Consider the following 21,752-nt stretch of genomic DNA (forward strand, 5'->3'; position numbering starts at 1 on the left):
GCGGAGCCCGCGATCGGCGCTAGGCGCTGACCGCGAGCTCCGCGCGCACGAGCTCCGCGAGCTCGTCGGCGATCGACTGGGCGACGTGGTGCTCCTGCGCCTCGACCATGACGCGCACCATCTTCTCGGTGCCCGAGGGGCGCAGCAGCACGCGGCCGTTCGAGCCGAGCTCCGCCTCGGCGCGCGCGACGGCGTCGGCGATCGGCTGGTTGCCGCGCAGGCCGAGGCGGTCGACGCCCGAGACGTTGACGAGCACTTGCGGGTAGACCTCCATGACCGCGGCGAGCTCGCTGAGCGGCTTGCCGGTGCGCGCCATCTCGGCGGCGATCTGCAGGCCCGTGAGGATGCCGTCGCCGGTCGTGGCGTAGCGGGAGAAGATGATGTGCCCCGACTGCTCGCCGCCGAGCGCGAGCCCGTACTCCCGCAGCGCCTCGAGCACGTAGCGGTCGCCGACGGCGGTCTGCACGAGCTCGATGCCGTGCCGCTCCATCGCCACCCGCAGGCCGAGGTTCGACATGACGGTCGCGACGAGGGTGTCGTCGGTGAGGCGGCCGCGGCGCTTGCCGGAGAGCGCGAGGATCGCCATGATCTGGTCGCCGTCGACGACCTTCCCGTCGGCGTCGATCGCGAGGCAGCGATCGGCGTCGCCGTCGTGGGCGATGCCGAGGTCGGCGCCCGACGAGACGACGAGCTCGCGCAGCTGCTCGAGGTGGGTCGAGCCGACCTCGCGGTTGATGTTGAGACCATCGGGGTCGTTGCCCATCACGGTCACGCGCGCACCCGCATCCGCGAAGGCGCGCGGGCTCACGCCCGCGGCGGCGCCGTGCGCGCAGTCGAGCGCGACGTGCAGCCCCTCGAGGCTCACGTCGAGCGTGCCGAGCAGGTGCACGAGGTAGCGGTCCTCGGCGTCCGAGAAGCGGCGGATGGTGCCGACCTCGGCCCCGATCGGGCGCAGCGGCGCCCCGGCGAGCGCGAGCTCGATCTCGTCCTCGACCGCGTCGGGCAGCTTGCGGCCGCCGCGGGCGAAGAACTTGATGCCGTTGTCGGGCGCCGGGTTGTGCGACGCCGAGACCATGACGCCGAAGTCGGCGTCGATGTCCTGCACGAGGTAGGCCGCGGCGGGGGTCGTGATCACGCCGGCGTCGAGCACGTCGACGCCGCTCGAGGCGAGGCCCGCCGAGACGGCCGCGGCGATGAACTCACCCGAGACCCGCGGATCCCGCGCGACGACGGCGACAGGGCGCCGCGACTCCTGCCGGGCGGTTCGCCCGAGCACGAGTGCGGCGCCCTGTGCCAGCGCCAGCGCCGATTCTGCCGTGATGTCGAGGCCTGCGAGGCCTCGGACGCCATCCGTGCCGAAGAGGCGCGACATCGATCAGCGCTTCGAGTACTGCGGTGCCTTGCGGGCCTTCTTGAGGCCGGCCTTCTTGCGCTCGATGACGCGCGCGTCGCGCGAGAGGAAGCCGGCCTTCTTGAGCTCCGGGCGGTTGTTCTCGACGTCGATCTCGTTGAGCGCGCGGGCGATGCCGAGGCGCAGCGCGCCGGCCTGGCCCGAGGGGCCGCCGCCCGAGATGCGGGCGATCACGTCGTACGAGCCCTGCAGCTCGAGGAGCGTGAACGGGTCGTTGATGAGCTGCTGGTGCAGCTTGTTCGGGAAGTAGTCCTCGAGCGTGCGGCCGTTCACGGTGAACGAGCCGGAGCCGGGGACGAGCCGCACGCGGGCGATGGCCTGCTTGCGACGGCCGACGGCCTGGCCGCCGATGTTGACGACGCGGGGCGCGCGGGGAGCCTCAGCCGCCGGCGTCTCGGTCGAGAAGCTCTCGGGAGCCTCGATGGAGTCTGCGATCTTCGCCATGTCTGGTGTCTCCTCGCGCCCTACTGGGCGACCTGGTCGAACGTGTAGGGGGTCGGCTGCTGCGCCGCGTGCGGGTGCTCGGGGCCGGCGTAGACCTTGAGCTTCTTGATCTGGGCGCGGCCGAGCGAGTTCTTCGGCAGCATGCCGCGGATCGCCTTCTCGACGGTGCGGACGGGGTAGCGCTCGAGCATCTCCTCGTAGCCGACCGCCTTGAGGCCGCCGGGCTGGCCCGAGTGGCGGTAGGCGATCTTCTTCTGGAGCTTCTGGCCCGTGAGGGCCACCTTCTCGGCGTTGACGACGATGACGAAGTCGCCCATGTCCATGTGGGGGGCGAAGGTCGGCTTGTGCTTGCCGCGGAGCACCGCGGCAGCGTGGCTGGCCAGGCGGCCGAGCACCACGTCGGTGGCGTCGATGACGATCCAGTCGTGCTGGACCTCCGCCGCCTTGGGCGAGTACGTGCGAGTCATTGGTTGCCTCACTGATCGAATGGATGGTCGTGAATCCCGCTCCGAGGTGTTGTCGCGGCGATGCCGGGCAACCATCCGGTGGAGGGCTCATTCGGGTGGGCACGGGCGTGCGCACCAAGGATCGAGCATAGCCGCTCGCTCCCGGGCAGGTCAACCGGCGGTCACCGGTCGATCGAGGGGTCGTACTCCTCCTCGTCCTCGTGCCACACGACCTCGACGACCTCCTCGCGCGTCGCGGGCTCCTCGATCGCCTCCGCCTCGATCGGCGAGCCGAGCGCGAGCTCCTCGAGCGGGTCGACGACGGGGGCGGATGCGGTGAAGGCGTCGGGCACGACGGCCCGGTCCTCGGCCGCGACCGTCGGCACCGCCGAGCCGGACGCATCCGCCGTCGAGCCCGACGCATCCGCGGCCCCCGGCGCCTCGGCGCCCGCGCTGCTCCACGTGCGCGGGTCGGCGGCGTCGGCGACGTGCATGAGCGACTGCACCTCGGCCATGAAGCCCGTGAGCTGCGTCTGCTGGTAGCGGAGGCCGCGAGCGCGGTCCTCCGCGTCGCGCAGCACGTCCTTCGTGTGCTTCGTGACGGTGTCGACGATCGCCTGCGAGCGCTGCCGGGCCTCGTCGAGCATCGCGGAGGCGCGCGCCTTCGCGCTCGCCTCGATCTGCGCGGCCTGCGCCTTCGAGAGCTGCTCGTACGCCTCCGACTGCTCGGCGACGTGCTTCGCGTGCGCGAGCGCCGAGGCGACCTTCTCGTTCGCGTCGGCGGTGATGCGCTCGGCGTGCGCGACGGCCTGGTTGTGCAGGCGCAGGAACTCCTGCTGCGCGTCGTCCTGCCGGCGGGTGAGCGCCGCGTCGAGCTCGACCCGGCGCGCCTTGGCCTCGCGGACGATGCGGTCGGCGTCGAGCTTGAGGTCGTCGGTCTCGCGCGTCACCTGCGCGCGCAGCGCGGCGGCGGCGCGCTCGGCCTCGCCGAGCAGGACCTGCGCCTCGCGGTCGGCCTGCGCGACCTTCTCGCCGATCGAGCCGAGCTCGGTCTCGATGCGCGCGCGGTGCGCCGTCTGCTCGGTCTCGCTGCGGCGGCGCACAAGCTCGGCCTCGTGCTGCGCCTCCTGCAGCACGCGCGCGGCCTCCTCCTGCGCGTCGCGGCGGATGCGGTCGCGCTCGGCGTTCGCGTCGTCGAGGATCCGCTGCGCGGCGCTCGAGGCGTTCTCGACGAGCGACGACGCCTGGTCCTCGGCGACGCGCAGGATCTCGGCGAAGCGCACGCGCGTCTGGCGACCCTCCTTCGAGTCGTCCTCGTCGGCCTCCTCGGCGTCGTCGTCGAGCGTCTGCACCTGCTGCGCGAGCCGCAGCATGCGCGCCTCAGCCTGGTCGGCGCGCGCGACGGCCGCGTCGAGGTCCTCGCTCAAGTGCTGCGCACGCGCCTCGGCCTCGAGGCTGCGCGCCTCGGCCGTGCGCCGCACCTCGTCGAGCTCGGCGCGCAGCGCCGCGAGGGCGCCGTCCACCTGCTCGCGGTCGTACCCGCGGAAGACCTGATCGAACGACGACTGCTCCGTCATCACCACTCCTCGACTGACCGGTGCTGGGGCCCGGCCGCCTCGATCCTACGCCGCGCGCAAACCCGCCTGGCCCGCTCGAGCGCCGCTCTGGGAGCATGGGAGGACATGGCACCCCACGGCATCATCTTCGACCTCGACGGCACGCTCACCGACTCCAAGCCCGGCCTCTTCGCGAGCCTGCGGCACATGCACGCCGCGCTCGACTGGGAGCAGCCCAGCGACGAGGCCCTCCAGGCGTGGCTCGGCCCGCCGGTCGGCCAGAGCCTCAAGGAGGCCGGGCACGACGAGGCGACCGTCGAGCGCGCGCTCGCGGCCTTCCGCGAGCGGCTCGAGACGGGCCTCTTCGAGAGCGAGCTCTACCCGGGCATCGACGCGCTGCTCGCCGACCTCGACGGCGAGGGCACGCCGCTCGCCGTCGCGACGTTCAAGGTGCAGCCCGACGCGGAGCGCGTCATCGACCACTACGGGCTGCGCCACCGCTTCCGCGGCGTGCACGGCCGCAGCCCCGAGCTGCTCGGCCACTCGAAGGCGACCGTGATCGAGCGCGCCGTCGCCTCGATCGGCCGCGACGCGACCGACGTCGTCATGGTCGGCGACCGCGAGCACGACATCGCCTCGGCCGCCGAGCTCGGCATCCGCGCCATCGGAGTCGCCTACGGCTACGGCTCGCGCGCGGAGCTCGAGGCCGCGGGCGCCTGGCGGGTCGTCGACTCCGTCGACGAGCTGGGCGCCGCGCTGCGCTGACCCGGCCGGCCCGGCCTCACTCCTCGAGATCGGATGCGCTCCGTCGCGCCCGGGCGCGCTCGGCCTGCTGCGCGAGCCCTTCGTCGGGCGGGTAGCCGACCCCCACGAGCGTGAGGCCGTGCGCGGGCATGAGCCCCGTGAGCGGCGAGCGGCGACGCTCGTCGAGGAGCGCCACGGCCTGCGCGAGCCCGAGCCGCCCCTCCCCCACCCGCACGCACGCCGCCACGAGCGCCCGCACCATCGAGTGGCAGAACGCATCGGCGGTGAGCGACGCCGTCAGGAGCTGTCCGTGCTGCGCCCACGAGAACTCGCGCAGCTCGCGGATCGTCGTCGCGCCCTCGCGCGGCCGGCAGAACGCGGCGAAGTCGCGCAGCCCCACGAGCGCCGCCGCGGCGCGGCGCATCGCCTCGACGTCGAGCCCGTGCGGCACGTGCGCGGCGGTGCGGCGCTCGAGCGGGTCGGCGGGACCCGTCACGATGCGGTAGCGGTACGAGCGCGAGGTCGCCGAGAACCGCGCGTCGAAGCCCGGCGGTGCGATCGACACCCCGCGCACGGCGAGGTCGCCCTCGGGCGCGGCGAGCCGCGAGAGCCGATGCGCGAGACGCTCCGGGCGCCGGCCGGCATCGGCCGCGAGCGCGTCGGGCACGTCGGCGTGCGCGACCTGCCCGCTCGCGTGCACGCCCGCATCCGTGCGACCCGCGACCGTCACCCTGATCGCCTCGCGCGCGACCGTCGAGAGCGCGCGCTCGAGCTCGCCCTGGCACGTGCGCAGCCCCGGCTGCGCGGCCCAGCCGGCGAAGCCGCCGCCGTCGTACGCGAGGTCGAGGCGGAGGCGCGGCATGCGCCCAGCCTATGCAGGCGGGCGGGGGCGGCCGCGCCCACGGGCCGCGGAGGTCACCTCGGTAGCCTCTCGCCATGCGAGCCCAGGAGCCCTTGCCCATCGAGCACTACGCCATGATCGGCGACCGCTCGACCGCCGCGCTCGTCGGGCGCGACGGCTCGATCGACTGGCTGTGCCTGCCGCACTTCGACTCGCACGCGTGCTTCGCCGCGCTGCTCGGCGACCGGCGGAACGGGCACTGGCGCATCGGCCCCGCGGGTCCCGCGACGACGACGCGCCGCTACCTGCCGGGCAGCCTCGTGCTCGAGACGACCCACGAGACCGCGAGCGGCACCGTGCGGGTGACGGATGCGATGCCCACCGGCGACGACCGCGCCGACGTCGTGCGCATCGTCGAGGGCGTCGCGGGCGAGGTCGAGATGGAGCAGGAGCTCGTCGTGCGCTTCGGCTACGGCTCGGTGCCGCCGTGGGTGCGCCGCGTGCGCGATCGCGGCGAGGAGGTGCTCGTGGCGATCGCCGGCCCCGACCGGCTCGTGCTGCGCGGCGCCCCGCTGCCCCGCAGCGCGCAGCACGCGCACCGCGGGACGTTCGCGGTGCGCGCGGGCGAGCGGTTCGTGCTCGACCTCTGCTGGCAGCACTCGTGGCTCCCGATCGCCGAGCCCGTCGGCGAGCCCGAGGTGGTCGCGACGACGGTCGCGGAGTCGGCCGAGTGGCTCGCCGAGCTCGACTACGACGGCCCGTACCTCGAGGCGGTGCAGTCGAGCGTGCTCGTGCTGCGCGCGCTCACCGACGAGGCGACCGGCGGCATCCTCGCCGCACCCACGACGTCGCTGCCCGAGGAACCGGGCGGCGTGCGCAACTGGGACTACCGCTTCACGTGGCTGCGCGACGCATCCCTCACCGTCGACGCGATGCTCGCGGTGCGGCTCGTCGAGCGCGTGGGCCTGTGGCGCGACTGGCTCCTGCGCGCGATCGCCGGCGACCCGCAGGACATGCGCATCATGTACCGCCGCGACGGCGGCCGCGACCTGCTCGAGCGGGAGCTGCCGCACCTGCCGGGCTACGGCGGCGCGCGGCCCGTGCGGATCGGCAACGGCGCCGCCGACCAGCGGCAGCACGACGTGCTCGGGCAGGTCATGCTCACGCTGCAGCGGCTCCGCGAGCTCGGCATCGCCGACAGCCACGACTCCTGGCACATGCAGCGCGCGCTGCTCGACGAGCTCGCGACCCACTGGCGCGAGCCCGATCACGGGCTGTGGGAGATGCGCGGCGAGCCGCAGCTCTTCACGCACTCGCGCGCGATGATGTGGGCGGCGTTCGACTGCGGCGTGCGGGCGGTCGAGGGCGGCTGCGACGGCGATGCGAGCCGCTGGGCGGAGCTGCGGGATGCGCTCCGCGAGGAGGTGCTCACGCGCGGCTTCGACGAGTCCACGGGCTCCTTCCGTCAGCACTACGGCACGAGCGACGTCGACGCCTCGCTCCTCCAGCTGCCGACGATCGGGATCGTCGAGCCGACCGACCCGCGCTTCCTCGGCACGATCGCGCGCATCGAGCAGGAGCTGCTCGTCGACGGCCTGCCGCTGCGCTACCGCACGACCGGGCTCGACGGGCTGCCGGGCGACGAGCACCCCTTCGTGCTGTGCGGCTTCTGGCTGGTGAGCGCCTACGCCCAGGCGGGCCGGATCGACGACGCGACCGCGCTCATGGACCGGCTCGTCGCGCTCCGCAACGACGTGGGGTTGCTGGCCGAGGAGATCGACCCGACGACCGGTCGCCACTGGGGCAACTTCCCGCAGGCCTTCTCGCACCTCGGCCTCGTGCTCGCCGCGACCGACCTCGAGCGGGCGCGGTCGTCGGCCGACGGCGCGTGAGACGACGAAGGGCCCCGCTCGCGCGGGGCCCTTCGATCGTGGAGCGGTGCTACTTGTTCTCGCGCGCCTGCGCCTCGGCCTGCGTCGCGGCGTCCTGCGTCGCGTCCGCAGCGTCCGCAGCAGCGGCGTCGGCGGCCTCGGCGGCGACCTGCTCGCCCTCGACCGTCGACTCCTGCGTCTCCGCGGCGTCGGCCTCGGCGACCTCGGTCTCGGCGTCGGTCGACTCGACCTCGGCCTCGTCCTCGGCTGCCTCGGCGGACTTCGCCTCCGCGGCCTCCTGGTCGGCGGCCGCGGTCGACGCCGCGGCGGCGGCCTTCGACTTCGACGGCTTCTTCGCGACCGGCTCGAGGACGAGCTCGATCTGCGCCATCGGGGCGTTGTCGCCCTTGCGGTAGCCGAGCTTCGTGATGCGGGTGTAGCCGCCCTCGCGCTCGGCGACGAGCGGCGCGATCTCGGTGAAGAGCTCGTGCACGACGCCCTTGTCGCCGATCACGGCGAGCACGCGACGACGCGCGTGCAGGTCGCCGCGCTTGGCGAACGTGATGAGGCGCTCGGCGATCGGGCGGAGGCGCTTGGCCTTCGTCTCGGTCGTCTTGATCGACTTGTGCGTGAACAGCGCGGCCGCGAGGTTCGCGAGCAGCAGGCGCTCGTGCGCCGGACCGCCTCCGAGGCGGGGACCCTTGGTGGGCTTGGGCATGGTTCCTTTATCCCTTGATCGTCAATCGGCCCGCGTCAGCGAGCGTCCTCGTCGTAACCGCTGTAGAAGTGCGCGCCGTCGAAGCCGGGCACCGCATCTTTGAGCGAGAGGCCGAGCTCGGTGAGCTTGTCGCGCACCTCGTCGACCGACTTCTGGCCGAAGTTGCGGATGTTCATGAGCTGCGTCTCGCTGAGCGCGACGAGCTCCGACACCGTGTTGATGCCCTCGCGCTTGAGGCAGTTGTAGGAGCGCACCGACAGGTCGAGCTCCTCGATCGGAGTGGCGAGCTCGCCCGAGCCGATGGCCTCGGCGGGCGCCTGGCCGATCTCGATGCCCTCGGCCTCGGCGTTCAGGTCGCGCGTGAGGCCGAACAGCTCGACGAGCGTGCGACCGGCCGACGCGATGGCGTCGCGCGGCGAGATGGCCGGCTTCGTCTCGACGTCGACGACGAGCGAGTCGAAGTCGGTGCGCTCACCGGCACGCGTCGCCTCGACGCGGTAGGTGACCTTGAGCACGGGCGAGTAGATCGAGTCGACCGGGATGACGCCGGCCTCGGCGAACTCGTCGCGGTTCTGCGCTGCCGAGACGTAGCCGCGGCCGCGCTCGACGGTCAGCTCGAGCTGGAGCTTGGCCGAGTCGTTGAGCGTCGCGAGCACGAGCTCGGGGTTGTGGATCTCGACGCCGGCGGGCGTCGTGATGTCGCCGGCCGTCACCGTGCCCGCGCCCTGGCGCGAGAGGTAGGCGACGACGGGCTCGTCGTGCTCCGACGAGACGACGAGCTGCTTGATGTTCAGGATGATCTCGGTGACGTCCTCCTTGACACCGGCGATCGTCGAGAACTCGTGCAGCACGCCGTCGAGGCGGATGCTCGTGACGGCCGCGCCGGGGATCGACGACAGGAGGGTGCGGCGGAGCGAGTTGCCGAGGGTGTAGCCGAAGCCCGGCTCGAGCGGCTCGATCGTGAACCGCGAGCGGTGCTCGGCGATGGACTCCTCGGAGACAGTGGGGCGCTGGGCGATCAGCACGTGTCGGTTCCTTTCGGTCGCGAGTCCGCTATATGACTCGCGTGTTCAGTGACGGCGGAATGCCGGGCAGGCGAGGATCGCCTGCCCGGCAGGAGCGACTAGTTGCGGCGCGGCTTCGGCGGGCGAACGCCGTTGTGCGCCTGCGGCGTCACGTCGTGGATCGCGCCGATCTCGAGGCCGGCGGCCTGGAGCGAGCGGATCGCCGTCTCACGGCCCGAACCGGCGCCCTTGACGAAGACGTCGACCTTCTTCATGCCGTGGTCCTGCGCCTGGCGCGCAGCCGACTCGGCGGCGAGCTGGGCGGCGTAGGGCGTCGACTTGCGCGAGCCCTTCATGCCGACCGCGCCGCCCGAGGCCTGCGTGATGACGGCGCCGGTGGTGTCGGTGATCGAGACGATCGTGTTGTTGAACGTCGACTTGATGTGGGCCTGGCCCACGGCGACGTTCTTCTTGTCCTTCTTGCGCGGCTTGCGGACCGCGGACTTGGGAGCTGCCATGTTTCTCTACCTCCACGCGGCCTAGCGGCCGGCCTTCTTCTTGCCGGCGACCGTCTGCTTCTTGCCCTTGCGGGTGCGCGCGTTCGTCTTGGTGCGCTGACCGCGCACGGGGAGGCCGCGGCGGTGGCGGATGCCCTCGTACGAGCCGATCTCGACCTTGCGGCGGATGTCGGCGGCCACCTCGCGGCGCAGGTCGCCCTCCACCTTGAACGTGCCCTCGATGTGGTCGCGGAGCGCGACGAGCTGGTCGTCGGTCAGGTCCTTGACGCGGGTGTTGCGGTCGATGCCCGTGGCCTCGAGCGTCGCGACCGACCGGGTGCGGCCGACGCCGTAGATGTACGTCAGTGCGATCTCCACGCGCTTCTCGCGCGGGATGTCGACACCTGCGATGCGTGCCATCGTGTGTCTCCTCAGGAGTATGAGAGGTGTGGAGCAGCGGAGGTGCCTGGGCCTCTCCCCAAGGTGTCGCCCCTCGTGGAGCTCTTACCGCTGCTGGGATGTGCACCTCGGCCCGCGAGCGGGCTCCGTGCGTGTTCAGTTGTGGGGTCCTGCTGTGCTTCAGATCTCGATGCGCGAGCGCCTGCGGCGCGCGCTACTCGATCCTGATGCCTCCGCGCTCAGATCGGCCCTGCCGATCTGAGCGCTGCGGCATCAGCCCTGCCGCTGCTTGTGGCGGGGGTCCTGGCAGATGACCATCACGCGACCGTGGCGGCGGATGACCTTGCACTTGCCGCAGATGCGCTTGACGCTGGGGTTGACCTTCATGATTGCTTCCTCGCTGGCCTCGTGCTCGCGCGGTCGCGCGAGCCGTTCCTTATCCAGCGACCAGGGGCTACTTGTAGCGGTAGACGATGCGACCACGGGTGAGGTCGTAGGGGCTGAGCTCCACGATCACCCGGTCGCCCTGCAGGATGCGGATGTAGTTCTGCCGCATCTTGCCGGAGATGTGTGCGAGCACGATGTGCCCGTTCGAGAGCTCCACGCGGAACATCGCGTTGGGGAGCGCCTCGCTCACCGAGCCTTCGATCTCGATGACGCCGTCTTTCTTGGCCATATCCTCTTCTACAAGTCCTGGTCGCCAGTCATGCGAGTGACGCGCGCAGAGGGCGCACGACACCAACGATCAAGCCTACGCGCGGCGCAGCGGTTTGTGCAAGCCGGGCGTGTCGCCTCGACGCTACGGCGCTGCGCGTTGCACGACGATCGACCCCCACAGCATCGCGCGGTCGCGACGCGCGCGCTTCGCCGCGTCGTCGTCCATCGTCGTCGCGAACGACCGGGCGATGAGCGGGCCGCCGGGCACGAGCGCGCGCACCGCGGCCTTCCGCACGTCGCGCACCCAGCGCTCGTCGGCACCGTCGACGACGTTCGAGATCGTGATCGCGTCGTAGGCGCCGGGCTCCGCGCGCTCGAGGTGGTCGAGCAGCGGCTCATCGACCCACTCGATCGCATCGGCGCCGACGCGCGGGAGCGCGTGGCCGGGCAGCTCCTCCCCCAGCAGCAGCCGCCACGCGAAGGGGTTGCCGCTCGGCGCGTGCTTGCGCAGCGCGCGGCCGATGCGCCCGCGGATCGCCTCGTCGAAGTGGGGTGGGAGCGGCGTCGAGAAGTCGCGCAGGACGAGGGCCGACAGGCTCCCGGCCGGCCCGAGCATCGTCTTGAGGATCGAGGCGAGCGTGCGGTTGTCGAGCCGCGAGCGCCAGTGCTCGGCCGCGCGGAGCGCATCCTGCTCCTGCAGGAACTGCCGCACGCGGCGACGGCTCCACGCGGGGCTCGCCGCTCGCACCATGCCGCGGCCGATGTCGAACAGGCGCTCCGCGGCGCCCGGCTCGAAGTCGCCGCCCGCGACGCGCCGGCGGGCGTAGTCGAGCTGCGTGCGGTTCGAGGTGATCGCCGAGACCCGGTGCCCGGCGGCGGCGAGCTGCGCGACGACCTCGCCCGCGCCCGCGGAGGCGAGCACGCGGCTGCCGGGGCGCAGCTCGTCGAGCTCGATCCGGGCGTCCGCCCAGTCCCAGCCGTGCAGCAGCCGCTGCCGCGGGTTCGCGCTCGAGCGTCCTCGTCGCCTCGAGGTGCTGGTCACCACCGCCGCCTCCGCTCGATCTCCACCGCCCCATTCTCCCCGACGGCGGCGAGGCCGAGGCTCAGCGGGCCCGAGCCTCCCGCACGACCTCGACGAGCCGCGCGGTGAGCGGGTGCTCCGCCTCGAGCCCGGTGACCCGCGCGACGAACGCCGCCGGATCGAGCGAGCGGAGCAGCTCCTGGAGCTCGAGCGCCTGCTCGTCGCCCGGGGCGTCGAAGCGCAGCGCGGTGCCGAACGCCGCGACGAGCGCGTCGGCGGACTCGCCGCGGTCGACGAGCTGCGCGGCGGGCTCGACGAAGCGCTCGTGGCGCGACAGCTTGCGCAGCGGCTGCCGGCCGATGCGCTCGCACGTGTCGGGCAGCGCCGGGTTCTCGAACCGCGCGATCGCCCGGGCGACGTAGGCGGCGTGCTCGGCCTCGTCGAAGCCGTGCTTCGCCACGAGCAGCCTCGAGGTGTCGGTGAGCGCCGCCTCGACGGCCGCGCGGATCTCGGGCAGCTCGAGCGCGGCCGCGATCGTGCCGGCGCCGGCGACCCAGCCCGCGTAGGCGGTCGTCGCGTGGCCGGTGTTGACCGTGAAGAGCTTGCGCTCGATGTAGGGCTCGAGATCGTCGACGAAGTGCGCGTCGCCGATCTCGGGGGCCGCGATCCCGCCGCGCTCGAAGGCCGCGCGATCGATCGACCACTCGAAGAAGTCCTCCACGACGACGTCGAGGCCGTGCGGGTCCTGCGGCGGGATGATCCGGTCGACGGCCGTGTTCGCGAAGACCGCCCGGTCGGCGAGCTCCGGCGCGCCGTCGAGCACGTGCTCGCGGAGCGTGTCGGAGGCGCCGATGGCGTTCTCGCACGCCATCACCACGACCGGCGCGCCCTCGCGCTGCTCGAGCCCGGCGCGGATCGCGGGCGCGATGAAGCGCATGGCGCTCGGCCCGACGGCGCACGTGACGACGTCCGCCTCCGCGACCGCGCGCGCCGCCGCTTCCGGGTCGGCGCTCGAGTCGATGCCGGAGAAGCCCGTGACCGTGTGGATCCGGGCCTCGCGCCCGACCTCCCGCACCTGGTACGCATCCGCCGACTGCAGCATCCCGATGAGCTCGGCGTTCACGTCGACGAACGTGACCTCGAAGCCCGCGCGATGCAGGATGAGTCCGACGAAGCCGCGGCCGATGTTGCCCGCGCCGAAGTGGACGGCGCGCATCACTCGTTGACGTCGCCGAGCAGCTCGAGGATCGCCGCCGCGTCGGGCGCCGCCTCGAGCTTCGCGACGTCGTCCTCCTCCGAGAAGACGATCGCGATCTTCGAGAGGATCTCGAGGTGGCCGCCGTCCTTGCCGGCGATGCCGATGACGAACTTCACCGGGTTGCCGTCCCAGTCGAGCGGCGTCTCGTAGCGCGCGACCGAGAGCGCCGAGGCGAGGATCGAGTCCTTCGACTCGTTCGTGCCGTGCGGGATCGCCAGCAGGTTGCCCATGTAGGTCGACACGCTCGCCTCGCGAGCGCGCATCGCGTCGGCGTAGTCGGGCGTGACGGCGCCGGCGGCGACGAGCATGTCCGCCGCCTCCTGGATCGCCTCGTCCTTCGTGGTCGCTCGCGGGCTCGTGGTGATCTGCTCGAGGGTCAGGACGGGCATGGGTCTCCTCACGCGGTCGTGTCGCTGCCGTCGCGATTGGCGCGCTGCACCATCTCGACGACCTCGTCGTACTTGGGGCTGTTCATGAAGTTGTCGACCGACACGTGCGTCGCGCCGGGCGTGCGCTGGCGGGCGCGCTCGGTGAGCTCCTGCTGCGTGATGACGAGGTCGACGTCGGTCCCGAGCGCCGCGATCGCGACGTTCTTGACGTCGACGCCCTCGATGCCCGCCTTCTTGATCTTGTTGCGCAGCACGCTCGCGCCCATCGCGCTCGAGCCCATCCCCGCGTCGCACGCGAAGACGATCGAGCGGATCGGATCGGCCGAGACCGCGGCCCGGCCGTCGGTCGCGCTCGGGGCAGCGGCGGCCGAGCCGGACGCGGCGCCCGCGGCGGCGAGCCCGGCGAGGGCCTCGGAGGACTTGCCCTTGTTGGCCTGCGTCTGCGCCACGGCGGCGCCGAGCGCGTCGTCGCCGGCCGCCTCGCGCTCGAGGTCGCGCTTGCGGCTCAGCCGCAGGATGAGCGCGCCGACCGCGAAGGACACCGCCGCCGAGAGCACGACCGAGAGCACGACGCCGAGGTAGCTGTCGGTCGCCGTCTGCGCGACGATCGCGAAGATCGAGCCCGGCGACGCGGGCGCTCGCAGGCCGGTCGCGAAGAGCGCGTTGGTCGCCACGCCCGTCATGCCGCCGGCGATCACCGCGAGCAGCAGCGCCGGCTTCATGAGCACGTAGGGGAAGTAGACCTCGTGGATGCCGCCGAGGAACTGGATGACGGCGGCGCCCGGCGCGGTCGCGCGCGCGGCGCCGACGCCGAAGAACGTGAAGGCGAGCAGCACGCCGAGGCCCGGGCCCGGGTTGGCCTCGAGCAGGAACAGGATCGACTTGCCCTGCTCCGCCGCCTCGGAGATGCCGAGCGGGGTGAGCACGCCGTGGTTGATGGCGTTGTTGAGGAAGAAGACCTTCGCGGGCTCGATGAGGATCGAGGCGAGCGGCAGCAGGCCGGTCGAGACGAGCCAGCCGACGGCACCGCCGATGACGTCCATGATCCAGTTGACGACCGGTGCGAGCAGGTAGAAGCCGGCGATGCCGAGGATGAACGCGACGATGCCCGCCGAGAACATGTTGACGAGCATCTCGAAGCCCGCCTTGACCTTGCCCTCCCAGAGCGCGTCGAGCTTCTTCATCACCCACGCGGCGAGCGGGCCCATGATCATCGCGCCGATGAACATGTGCACCTGGCCGAGCTCCCCCTGCCCCTCGGCGGGCGGGTTGGCGGCGTTGAACTGCGCGATGAGCCAGTCGGAGCCGGCGATCACGCCGAGCGTCGCGAAGGCGCCGACCACGGCGCCGCGCGCCTCGTAGACCATCCGACCGCCGGTCGCGGCGATGAGGATGGGGAGGAGGTAGTGGATCGTCGGCCCCACGATCGACGCGAGGCCCTCGTTCGGGAACGGGCCGTCGGCGATGAAGAGGGCCGTGACGATGCCCCACGCGATGAGCGCGGGGATGTTGGGCATGATCATGCCCGAGAGGAACGTGCCGAACCGCTGGACGCGGACGCGGGCGCCGCTGCCGGACGCCGTGGCTGCTGTGGTGGTGGTCATCTCGGCTCCTGTGCTCGCTGGCGGATCAGGGCTCGCGGCGCCTACACGTCGTGGTCGGTCGAGAGCAGCTGCTCGAGCTCGTCGAGCGCCGCCTCGTCGTCGGAGGCGATCGTCACGGTGTCGCCCTTGTTCACGCCGAGCGAGATCACCGACAGGATGCTCGCCGCGTTCACCTGCTTGTCGCCGACGGCGACGGTGACGGGGGCGGATGCCTTGGCGGCGGCCTGGGCGAACAGGGAGGCGGGCCGCGCGTGGAGGCCGTGCGACGATTCGACGGTGACGGTGCGCTCGGCCATGCTGCTCCTCTGACTCGGTCCGGCGGGACGCCGGGTGGCGCTCACGGTACCACCGGTTCCCCGACCGTCGGCAGGATCCCGCGGCGTCAGCGGGGGCGGCCGCCGCGCAGCCGCGCCCAGGTCGCGAGCACCGCGACGGCGCTCCAGCCGACGAGCGCCGCGGCGGCCAGTCGCAGCTCGGCGGCACCGATCGGGGCGAGCACGGTGCCGCCCGCGACGATGCCCTCGGAGACCGCGCGGAGCGCCTGGCCGGGCAGCAGCCAGCGGACGCCGTCGAGGCCCGCGAGGGCGAGCGCGCCGGCGATGCCCGGCTCGACGAGCAGCGGCAGCGCGAGACCGACCGCGAGCACGAGCAGCGGCGAGCGGGAGGCGTGCGCGAGCGCGGCCATCCACACGGCCCACGCGGCCGCGGTGCCGAGGTGGATGCTCACGACGACGAGCGCCGCATCGAGGCTCGGGCGCACGAGCGCCGCCGCGCCCGCGAGCGCCGCCGCGCTCGAGAGCGCCGCGAGGAGGAGCGCCGGCACGAGCGTCGACCCGATCGACAGCGCGAGCCGGTGCGCCGGTCTCGGGTGGGCGAGCGCGGCATGCATCCAGCTGCCGTCGCGGTAGGGCGCGGCGACGCCCAGGCTCGCGAGCACGGCGATCGCGGGCTGCGCGGCTGAGCCGCGCGCGATGACGACGGTCGCGGCCTCGAGGTCGGTCGAGGCCGCGGCGTGCGCGAGGAGCGCGCCGGTCGCGAGCCCGCCGAGGCCGGATCCGACGAGCGCGAGCGTCAGGGGGATCCACGGTCGCCGGCCCAGCAGCATCGTCGCGAGCTCGGCCCTCGCTTCGCGCAGCACGGCGCTCACGGGCCGCCCTCGATCGCCGCGGCGAACGCGGCGCTCAGCGAGAGGCGCCGAGGGGAGAGCTCCGTCACGAGCAGTCCCTCCCGTGCCGCGATGCGCGCGATGCGCTCGGGGTCGAGCCCCCGCACCGCGAGCGCGCCCGACGCGCGGCCGTGCACGACGGCGCTCGCCGCGCGCAGCGCTCCCGCGAAGCGGTCGCCCTCCGTCGACCGCACGATGACCACGGGCGCGGCGTGCGCGCGCAGGAACGCATCCACGTCGCCCTCGAACCTCGTGCGTCCGCCGTGGAGGCACACGAGCCGGTCGAGGAGCGGCTCGATCTCGTCGAGCGCGTGCGCCGAGAGCAGCACGGCCCCGCCGCTGTCGGCGTGCGCGCGCAGGAGTGCCGAGAGCCACCGCCGGCCGGCCGGGTCGAGGCCGTCGAAGGGCTCGTCGAGCACGAGGATGCGCGGTGAGGGCAGCAGCGCTCCCGCGATCGCGAGGCGGCGGCGCATGCCGAGCGAGAACGAGCGCACCGGACCGCGCGCCTCCGCGAGTCCCACCGCCTGCAGCGTGCGGTCGATCGCGTCGGGCGCGACGCCCGCGCGCAGGGCGAGCGGTACGAGGTGCGACCGAGCGCTCGCACCGGGCGCGGCTCCCAGCGCATCGGCGCAGAAGCCGACCGAGCGCAAGGGCGTGCCGAGCGACCGGTAGCGGGCGCCCGCGACGCGAGCGATGCCCTCGTGGCGCTCGAGGCCGAGGAGGCAGCGGAGGGTCGTCGTCTTGCCGGCGCCGTTGACGCCGACGAAGCCCGTCACGCTGCCCCACGGCACGAGGAAGGAGACGCCGTCGAGCACGGTGCGACCGCCGTAGCCGCGGCGCAGCGCCGCGACCTCGATCGCCGGCCTCATGCGGGCTCCATGCGCACGACACCGGTGTCGGCGGCGAGTGCGCGCTCGCCGTGGTCGACGAGCACGACGAGCCGCGTCGACGCCCAGCGCTCGACGCTCCCCGCGAGCCGCGCGGCGGCCTCGTCGTCGAGGCCGAGGAACGGCTCGTCGAGGAGCATGACGCCGGCCTCGCGAAGGGTCGTGAGCACGACCCACGCACTGCGCCGCTGGCCGGTGGAGAGGGCGTCGGCGCGCATCGCGAGGCAGCCCTCGAGCCCGGCGGCTGCGAGCGCCGCGATCGCGCGATCGGCGCCGACGCCCGCCGCGCGACCGAACAGGCGCGCGTGCCGCTCGAGGCTCACGGCCGGCAGCAGCGCGGGCTCGCTGCGCGTCACGGTGCGTCCAGCGCGCGCGAGCGGGTCGCTCGCGAGCCTGCCCGCCACGAGCACGCGGCCGCGCGGCGGCCGCGCGGCGCCCGCGAGCAGCTCGACGACCGTGCTCTTCCCGATCCCGTTGCGACCGACGAGGCGCAGCAGTCGCGGCGCGCGCCCCTCGAGGTCGGGGACGCGGACGCGCGAGCGGCCGACCGGCACGATGCCGACGCCCTCCATGAGCACGCTCGTCACCGCCGCCTGCCGAGCGTCGCCGCGACGGCGACCGCGACGAGCGCGGTGCCCGGGAGGAGCAGCCACGCCGCGGCGAGGCCGCCGGTCGCGACGAGGCACGGCGCGGCGAGGAGCATGGCGAAGGCCAGCGCGCGCACCGCGAGGCGCTCGGTGCCGGGCTCGAGCAGCACGACGGTCGACGCCGCCACCGCGACGTACCAGCCGATCGCCGCGGCCGCCCACGGCCGCTCGGCGCCGCTCCCCGCGAGCGCCGCGAGCGCACTCGAGAGCGGCGCCGCCGCTACGCCGATCGCGAGCACGGCGACCGCGAGCGTCGCAGCGACCGCCGCGGAGGGGGCGCCGCACGACACGACCTCGCGCGCGAGCCGCTCGAGCGGGCGCGCATCCTGCGCCAGGAGCTGCGTGGCGATCCACAGCGCGGGCGCCGCCGCGATCGCGAGCACGAGCGGCTGCGACGCGGCGATCGCAGCCCAGGCCGCCGCGAGCTCCGCGCTCGGCGCCGCGAGCTCGAGCGAGCCGGCCGCGATCGCGGCCCAGGCCGCGACGCCGGCCGCGAGCACAGCGCCGAGCCGCGCCCCCGCGCCGCGGAGCAGCGGCCGTCCCCCGCCGATGGCAGCGACCGCCATCGCCCCGGCGATCCCCGCTGCTGCCGCCGCGAGCACCGCGACCGCGCGGCCGTCGCCCGCGGTCGACAGCGAGACCGATGCAGCTCCCGCCACGACGCTCGAGCTCGGCAGCAGCGGAGCGACGGCCGCGAGCGCTCCCCACCCTCGCGCGCCGCCGAGGTCGAGGGTGCGCAGCAGTCCGGCGACGGCGTCGAGCGACACGACGAGCGGCGGCATCGCGCCGACCGCGAGGCGCGAGGCGGGCCCGAGCGCGAGCGCCGCGAGCAGCACCGGCACCGCGACCTCGGGCGACAGGCGCACGGCGAGGTGCACGGCGGCCGCGGCGACCGCCACGACGCCGAGGAGCGCGCTGAGCGACGCCACGAGCAGCGGCAGCCGCAGCGGGCTCGAGAGCGCGGCGAGCATCCATCCCGGCAGCGCGTGGTGCGCGACGACCCAGCCGACCTCGGCGGCAGCCGCCGTCGCCCGCCGAGCCCTCGCGCGCCCGTCGCTCATGGCTCGCGCGAGCGACGCGCGGCTCGATGCCCGGAGCCGACGAGGTGGTAGGCGACGGCGAGCATCGAGACGGTGAGCAGCGGCCACCCGAACAGGTGCGCGGGCCAGGTGCGCACGAGGCCGACGAGGGTCATCGCTACGCGCGCCGTCACGGCCGATCCCGCGCCGGCGAGCGGGAAGCGGAAGCGCCCGTCGACCAGCGCGGGCACGCTCGTCGCGAGCGCGCAGGCGGAGGCCGCGAGCGTCAGCCACGTGCTCGCCACCCGGAGCTCCGGCGCGACGTCGGCCGTCGCCGCCGCGCTCAGCACGCCCGTGACGAGCAGCAGCTGCGCGAGCGCGATCCCGCGGACCCCGGTGCGCGAGAGCGGCAGCGCGATGCCGAGCTCGGGGATGCGGAAGGTCGCGCGCGTCACCCGAGGCACAGCAGCACCCCCGTCGCCGCGGCCGCCGCGAGCGAGCGCGCGTAGTCCCGCGCCGAGCGCCGTGCCGCGGGGAAGGCGAGCGGCGCGACCGCGGCGACCGCGATCGCCGCGACCCACAGCTGCCAGCCGCGCGGCACGGCGGCGACGCCCATCGCGAGCGCGGCGACCTGCTGGCCGAGCACGAGCACCGCGAGCACGAGGCCCGCGACGCCGAGCCGCACCCTGCCCGCGCCGCGCGCGGGTCGCAGCGCGCCCGGCCCGAGCCAGCGCTCGAGCAACGTCGCGATCACGGCCGCGACGATGAGGACGAGCAGGTGCAGCGCGATGGCGCTCACCGCTCCGACCGTCGTCGCGGCAGCCGCGAGCGCCGCATCGCCGAGCGCGTCCGCAGCCTCCTGCCCTGCAGCCGCGGCGACGTCGACGAGGATCGGCAGGCGCACGAGCAGCAGCGCGCTCACGAGCGCGAGCACGACGCACCAGACCACCGCCGAGGTCGTCGACCGTTCGAGCGCGGGGCGAGCGACCCCCGCCCGGATGGGCGCATCCATGGCTTCCTCCCTTCACGCGCCGCGAGCGACGCAGAGCGATTCCGCGACGGCCGCGAGCACGACGAGCAGCGCGGCGACGGCCGTGAGGCGCAGACCGTAGCCGAGCCCGATCGCGTACGCAGCGGTCGGGCGTCGCCCTGTGCACAGCCATGCCGACGCGACGTGCGCGACGGGCAGCAGGCCCGCTGTCGCCGCGAGCAGCACCGCGGCGGCCTCGAAGACGATGTACGGAGCGATGCGCGCGAGCGTCTCCACCGCTCCGAGGGCCGCGACGACCGAAGCGGCCGAGACGCCGATGCCGATCCCGATGAGCGCGATGCCCACGAGGGTGAGCGACCCGAGCACCGGCGCGCCCGACGCAAGCAGCGCGATGGCTGCGAGGTTGCTCGCGGCGATGCCGAGCGCGCTGCCGTCGGCGGCGAGCACGGCCGAGTCGATCGATCCGCCGGCGACGGCCGCCGCGTTGGCGGCAGCGATGTCACCGGAAGCCGCAGCGGTGGCCGCCGAGGTCGCGCCCAGCAGACCGGCGGCGAGCACGGCCGACGACGCGAGCGCGAGCCGGAGCGCGCCCCGCTCGCTCGCGGCGCCGACCGTGCTCCGGCTCATCGGATGGCCAGCGTGCGGAGCTTCCGCTTCAAGTACCACGTGACCGTGGAGATGACCGCCCCGAGGAGGCCGCCCGAGAAGAGCGCGGCGACGACGGCGAGGGCCGCACCGCCGATCTCGATGGCCGCGACGACCTGCGCGGCCGCGATGCCGGACAGCCCGAAGCTGGCCATGAGCCACGACAGCGACACGCCTGCCGCCGCCAGGCCGACGACCGTCACGGCCGCCGATGCCGTCCACACGGCCGCACGGCCGCGCTTCGATTCGATCTGCATGAGTTGACTCCTTCTTCCCACCCGTTCGCCGGGTGCTCGTGCCGCGCGGCACGAGACCGTGGGCGTCGCCCGCGACGCCATCACTCGCCCTCCTCCCGCAGCCGCGCCGCGATGGCCGCCGCCAAGCGCGCCACGAGCGACGCGGGCGGCTCGATCGAGCCGTCCTCCACGCCGACGACCGTCGCGACCGGCGTGCCGGCGCGATCGGCGAGCGCGTGCTGCGTCATGCCGGCGTGCGAGCGCAGCGATGCGAGTGAGGTCCCGATGCGCGATTCGACCGCCATGTCGGAAAGCGTGCCAGGTTTTCGACGCCAGCGCAACCACTTCTCGACAACGGGTAGCCGATCTTGCCGCTGCATGTCGAACAACCGTCGAATACCGTGATCGGTGTTCGGCAATCGTGCGGATAATGGGGTGACGCAGGAAACGGGGTCGAGCGATGTCCATCCACCTTCGCGGCGCGAGCGCGAGCGAGCGCGCGCGCTACGCCGAGCTCGTGCGACCCGCCCGCGTGCGCCGCGGCCTCAGCCAGAAGGCGCTCGCGACGCTCGCGGAGGTCGACCGCACGACCGTGAGCAACATCGAGCGCGGTGCCGGCGCTCCGCAGGAGGACGTCCTCCGACGGCTGTTCGCAGCGCTGGGCCTCGCCACCGATGCGCAGCCGCGCGACCCCGAGGTCGAGCTCTGGGTCGCCGTGATGTCCGAGCTGCTCTCGAGCGTGCCCGCCGATCGCAGGCACCTCGCCGCCGACGCCGCGATCGCGACGCTCGCCGCGCACGTGCGGGCGGGCGAGGTGTCAGCGGTCGGCCCTACCCTCACCGCCATCCACGACGAGGGCGGACTCGAGGAGCGCGACATCCATGGACTTGCGGCGCGGCGCGGCATCGCTCGAAGGGACGAGCCCCACGCTGAGTGAGCTCGTCCGGCTGTGCGCGCACGCGGGGCTCGAGGTGCACGTCGCAGCGCTCCCGGCCGGCTGCCTCGGCGCCTACGAGCACGAGCGCGAGCGCATCCTGCTCGCCCGCGGCCTCACGCCCGTCGAGCAGCGCTGCGTGCTGGCCCACGAGCTCGGGCACGCGCTGCTCTCGCACGTCGGCTCGTCGGCAGCCGACGAGCGCGCCGCGGAGCGGTTCGCCGCGCGCCTGCTCATCGATCCGCGGGCGCTCGCCGAGGCGTGCAGGTGGGCGCGCGACGACGCCGAGCTCGCGGACGAGCTGGGCGTCACGATCGACATCGTGCGGGACTACCGGGAGCATCGCGGCGTGCGCCGCGCCGCGTGAG

General features: G+C 73.9%; 29 protein-coding genes. 4 read left to right on the forward strand and 25 right to left on the reverse strand.

Translation table 11 applies throughout. From position 1 onward, the window contains the following. Window positions 1-19 precede the first annotated feature (19 nt). From glmM to JQT67_RS05855, 4 genes are all read right to left on the reverse strand, one after another. The gene (gene glmM / locus JQT67_RS05840; RefSeq protein WP_021010849.1) at window positions 20-1,372 is read right to left on the reverse strand and encodes a phosphoglucosamine mutase; all 1,353 of its coding nucleotides are present in this window, start codon (window positions 1,370-1,372) and stop codon (window positions 20-22) included. Between the two features lie 3 nt (window positions 1,373-1,375). Beyond that, window positions 1,376-1,855 carry a 30S ribosomal protein S9 gene (gene rpsI, locus JQT67_RS05845; protein ID WP_021010850.1) on the reverse strand — a complete coding sequence of 160 codons (480 nt, stop codon included), beginning with the start codon at window positions 1,853-1,855 and terminating at the stop codon, window positions 1,376-1,378. Window positions 1,856-1,875: 20 nt separating this feature from the next. Then, complete coding sequence (rplM, locus tag JQT67_RS05850; protein WP_021010851.1) at window positions 1,876-2,322, reverse strand: 50S ribosomal protein L13; 447 nt, start codon at window positions 2,320-2,322, stop codon at window positions 1,876-1,878. Between the two features lie 161 nt (window positions 2,323-2,483). Continuing rightward, on the reverse strand, window positions 2,484-3,878 hold the full coding sequence (locus tag JQT67_RS05855) for a cell division initiation protein (protein ID WP_208063901.1): 1,395 nt from the start codon (window positions 3,876-3,878) through the stop codon (window positions 2,484-2,486). A gap of 105 nt (window positions 3,879-3,983) precedes the next feature. Between JQT67_RS05855 and JQT67_RS05860 the strand changes: the two genes are divergently transcribed. Next, entirely contained in the window at window positions 3,984-4,622 is a 639-nt protein-coding gene (locus tag JQT67_RS05860) for an HAD hydrolase-like protein (protein WP_208063902.1), read from the forward strand. A gap of 16 nt (window positions 4,623-4,638) precedes the next feature. On the opposite strand, the gene truA is transcribed toward JQT67_RS05860, so the two are convergent. Next, complete coding sequence (truA, locus tag JQT67_RS05865) at window positions 4,639-5,463, reverse strand: tRNA pseudouridine(38-40) synthase TruA (protein ID WP_208063903.1); 825 nt, start codon at window positions 5,461-5,463, stop codon at window positions 4,639-4,641. Window positions 5,464-5,537: 74 nt separating this feature from the next. On the opposite strand from truA, the gene JQT67_RS05870 reads away from it, so the two are divergent. Beyond that, complete coding sequence (locus JQT67_RS05870) at window positions 5,538-7,334, forward strand: glycoside hydrolase family 15 protein (protein ID WP_208063904.1); 1,797 nt, start codon at window positions 5,538-5,540, stop codon at window positions 7,332-7,334. A 49-nt stretch (window positions 7,335-7,383) separates the two neighbouring features. Here the strand turns inward: JQT67_RS05870 and rplQ are convergent, their stop codons facing one another. The 20 genes from rplQ to JQT67_RS05970 all read right to left on the reverse strand — a co-directional run bounded on the left by rplQ (window position 7,384) and on the right by JQT67_RS05970 (window position 20,869). Next, entirely contained in the window at window positions 7,384-8,031 is a 648-nt protein-coding gene (rplQ, locus tag JQT67_RS05875) for a 50S ribosomal protein L17 (RefSeq protein WP_021010856.1), read from the reverse strand. Window positions 8,032-8,066: 35 nt separating this feature from the next. Next, window positions 8,067-9,056 (reverse strand): DNA-directed RNA polymerase subunit alpha, encoded by a 990-nt coding sequence (locus tag JQT67_RS05880; protein WP_021010857.1) that lies wholly within the window; start codon window positions 9,054-9,056, stop codon window positions 8,067-8,069. Between the two features lie 98 nt (window positions 9,057-9,154). Continuing rightward, a complete protein-coding gene (gene rpsK / locus JQT67_RS05885; protein ID WP_021010858.1) occupies window positions 9,155-9,553 on the reverse strand; it encodes a 30S ribosomal protein S11 in 399 nt (132 codons plus the stop codon). Between the two features lie 21 nt (window positions 9,554-9,574). Further along, window positions 9,575-9,952, reverse strand: coding sequence for a 30S ribosomal protein S13 (gene rpsM / locus JQT67_RS05890; protein ID WP_021010859.1), 378 nt, complete (start codon window positions 9,950-9,952; stop codon window positions 9,575-9,577). A 252-nt stretch (window positions 9,953-10,204) separates the two neighbouring features. Then, window positions 10,205-10,318: a 50S ribosomal protein L36 gene (rpmJ, locus tag JQT67_RS05895; protein ID WP_021010860.1), complete on the reverse strand. Its 114-nt coding sequence runs from the start codon at window positions 10,316-10,318 to the stop codon at window positions 10,205-10,207. 67 nt (window positions 10,319-10,385) lie between these two features. After that, window positions 10,386-10,607 carry a translation initiation factor IF-1 gene (infA, locus tag JQT67_RS05900; protein ID WP_021010861.1) on the reverse strand — a complete coding sequence of 74 codons (222 nt, stop codon included), beginning with the start codon at window positions 10,605-10,607 and terminating at the stop codon, window positions 10,386-10,388. Between the two features lie 123 nt (window positions 10,608-10,730). Then, window positions 10,731-11,630 carry a hypothetical protein gene (locus tag JQT67_RS05905; protein WP_144061065.1) on the reverse strand — a complete coding sequence of 300 codons (900 nt, stop codon included), beginning with the start codon at window positions 11,628-11,630 and terminating at the stop codon, window positions 10,731-10,733. Between the two features lie 61 nt (window positions 11,631-11,691). Next, complete coding sequence (locus JQT67_RS05910; protein WP_208063905.1) at window positions 11,692-12,825, reverse strand: mannitol-1-phosphate 5-dehydrogenase; 1,134 nt, start codon at window positions 12,823-12,825, stop codon at window positions 11,692-11,694. Beyond that, window positions 12,825-13,256: a PTS sugar transporter subunit IIA gene (locus JQT67_RS05915; protein WP_021065041.1), complete on the reverse strand. Its 432-nt coding sequence runs from the start codon at window positions 13,254-13,256 to the stop codon at window positions 12,825-12,827. Before JQT67_RS05915 ends, JQT67_RS05910 begins: the two co-directional genes overlap by 1 nt. An 8-nt stretch (window positions 13,257-13,264) precedes the next feature. Beyond that, entirely contained in the window at window positions 13,265-14,860 is a 1,596-nt protein-coding gene (locus tag JQT67_RS05920; protein WP_208063906.1) for a PTS mannitol transporter subunit IICB, read from the reverse strand. 41 nt (window positions 14,861-14,901) lie between these two features. Further along, entirely contained in the window at window positions 14,902-15,156 is a 255-nt protein-coding gene (locus JQT67_RS05925) for an HPr family phosphocarrier protein (RefSeq protein ID WP_021010864.1), read from the reverse strand. An 86-nt stretch (window positions 15,157-15,242) separates the two neighbouring features. After that, on the reverse strand, window positions 15,243-16,007 hold the full coding sequence (locus JQT67_RS05930; RefSeq protein WP_208063907.1) for a hypothetical protein: 765 nt from the start codon (window positions 16,005-16,007) through the stop codon (window positions 15,243-15,245). Then, window positions 16,004-16,894 carry an ABC transporter ATP-binding protein gene (locus JQT67_RS05935; RefSeq protein ID WP_208063908.1) on the reverse strand — a complete coding sequence of 297 codons (891 nt, stop codon included), beginning with the start codon at window positions 16,892-16,894 and terminating at the stop codon, window positions 16,004-16,006. Before JQT67_RS05935 ends, JQT67_RS05930 begins: the two co-directional genes overlap by 4 nt. Continuing rightward, a complete protein-coding gene (locus JQT67_RS05940) occupies window positions 16,891-17,499 on the reverse strand; it encodes an ATP-binding cassette domain-containing protein (protein WP_021010867.1) in 609 nt (202 codons plus the stop codon). Before JQT67_RS05940 ends, JQT67_RS05935 begins: the two co-directional genes overlap by 4 nt. Further along, the gene (locus tag JQT67_RS05945) at window positions 17,496-18,620 is read right to left on the reverse strand and encodes a hypothetical protein (protein WP_208063909.1); all 1,125 of its coding nucleotides are present in this window, start codon (window positions 18,618-18,620) and stop codon (window positions 17,496-17,498) included. Before JQT67_RS05945 ends, JQT67_RS05940 begins: the two co-directional genes overlap by 4 nt. Continuing rightward, window positions 18,617-19,033, reverse strand: coding sequence for a hypothetical protein (locus JQT67_RS05950; RefSeq protein ID WP_208063910.1), 417 nt, complete (start codon window positions 19,031-19,033; stop codon window positions 18,617-18,619). The genes JQT67_RS05945 and JQT67_RS05950 overlap by 4 nt, the downstream gene beginning before the upstream one ends. After that, entirely contained in the window at window positions 19,030-19,590 is a 561-nt protein-coding gene (locus tag JQT67_RS05955; protein WP_208063911.1) for a hypothetical protein, read from the reverse strand. Before JQT67_RS05955 ends, JQT67_RS05950 begins: the two co-directional genes overlap by 4 nt. 12 nt (window positions 19,591-19,602) lie before the next feature. Further along, window positions 19,603-20,196, reverse strand: a complete 594-nt coding sequence (locus tag JQT67_RS05960; protein WP_208063912.1) for a hypothetical protein — start codon at window positions 20,194-20,196, stop codon at window positions 19,603-19,605. After that, the gene (locus tag JQT67_RS05965; RefSeq protein ID WP_021010872.1) at window positions 20,193-20,471 is read right to left on the reverse strand and encodes a hypothetical protein; all 279 of its coding nucleotides are present in this window, start codon (window positions 20,469-20,471) and stop codon (window positions 20,193-20,195) included. The genes JQT67_RS05960 and JQT67_RS05965 overlap by 4 nt, the downstream gene beginning before the upstream one ends. A gap of 80 nt (window positions 20,472-20,551) precedes the next feature. Then, entirely contained in the window at window positions 20,552-20,869 is a 318-nt protein-coding gene (locus JQT67_RS05970; protein WP_208063913.1) for a helix-turn-helix transcriptional regulator, read from the reverse strand. Window positions 20,870-20,910: 41 nt separating this feature from the next. On the opposite strand from JQT67_RS05970, the gene JQT67_RS05975 reads away from it, so the two are divergent. Then, entirely contained in the window at window positions 20,911-21,387 is a 477-nt protein-coding gene (locus tag JQT67_RS05975; protein WP_021065043.1) for a helix-turn-helix transcriptional regulator, read from the forward strand. Further along, on the forward strand, window positions 21,332-21,751 hold the full coding sequence (locus JQT67_RS05980; protein WP_243755664.1) for an ImmA/IrrE family metallo-endopeptidase: 420 nt from the start codon (window positions 21,332-21,334) through the stop codon (window positions 21,749-21,751). The genes JQT67_RS05975 and JQT67_RS05980 overlap by 56 nt, the downstream gene beginning before the upstream one ends. The last annotated feature ends 1 nt before the right edge of the window (window position 21,752 follow it).

The sequence above is a fragment of the Agrococcus sp. TF02-05 genome, assembly GCF_017565345.1.
In the GTDB taxonomy this organism is placed as follows: Bacteria; Actinomycetota; Actinomycetes; order Actinomycetales; family Microbacteriaceae; genus Agrococcus; species Agrococcus pavilionensis.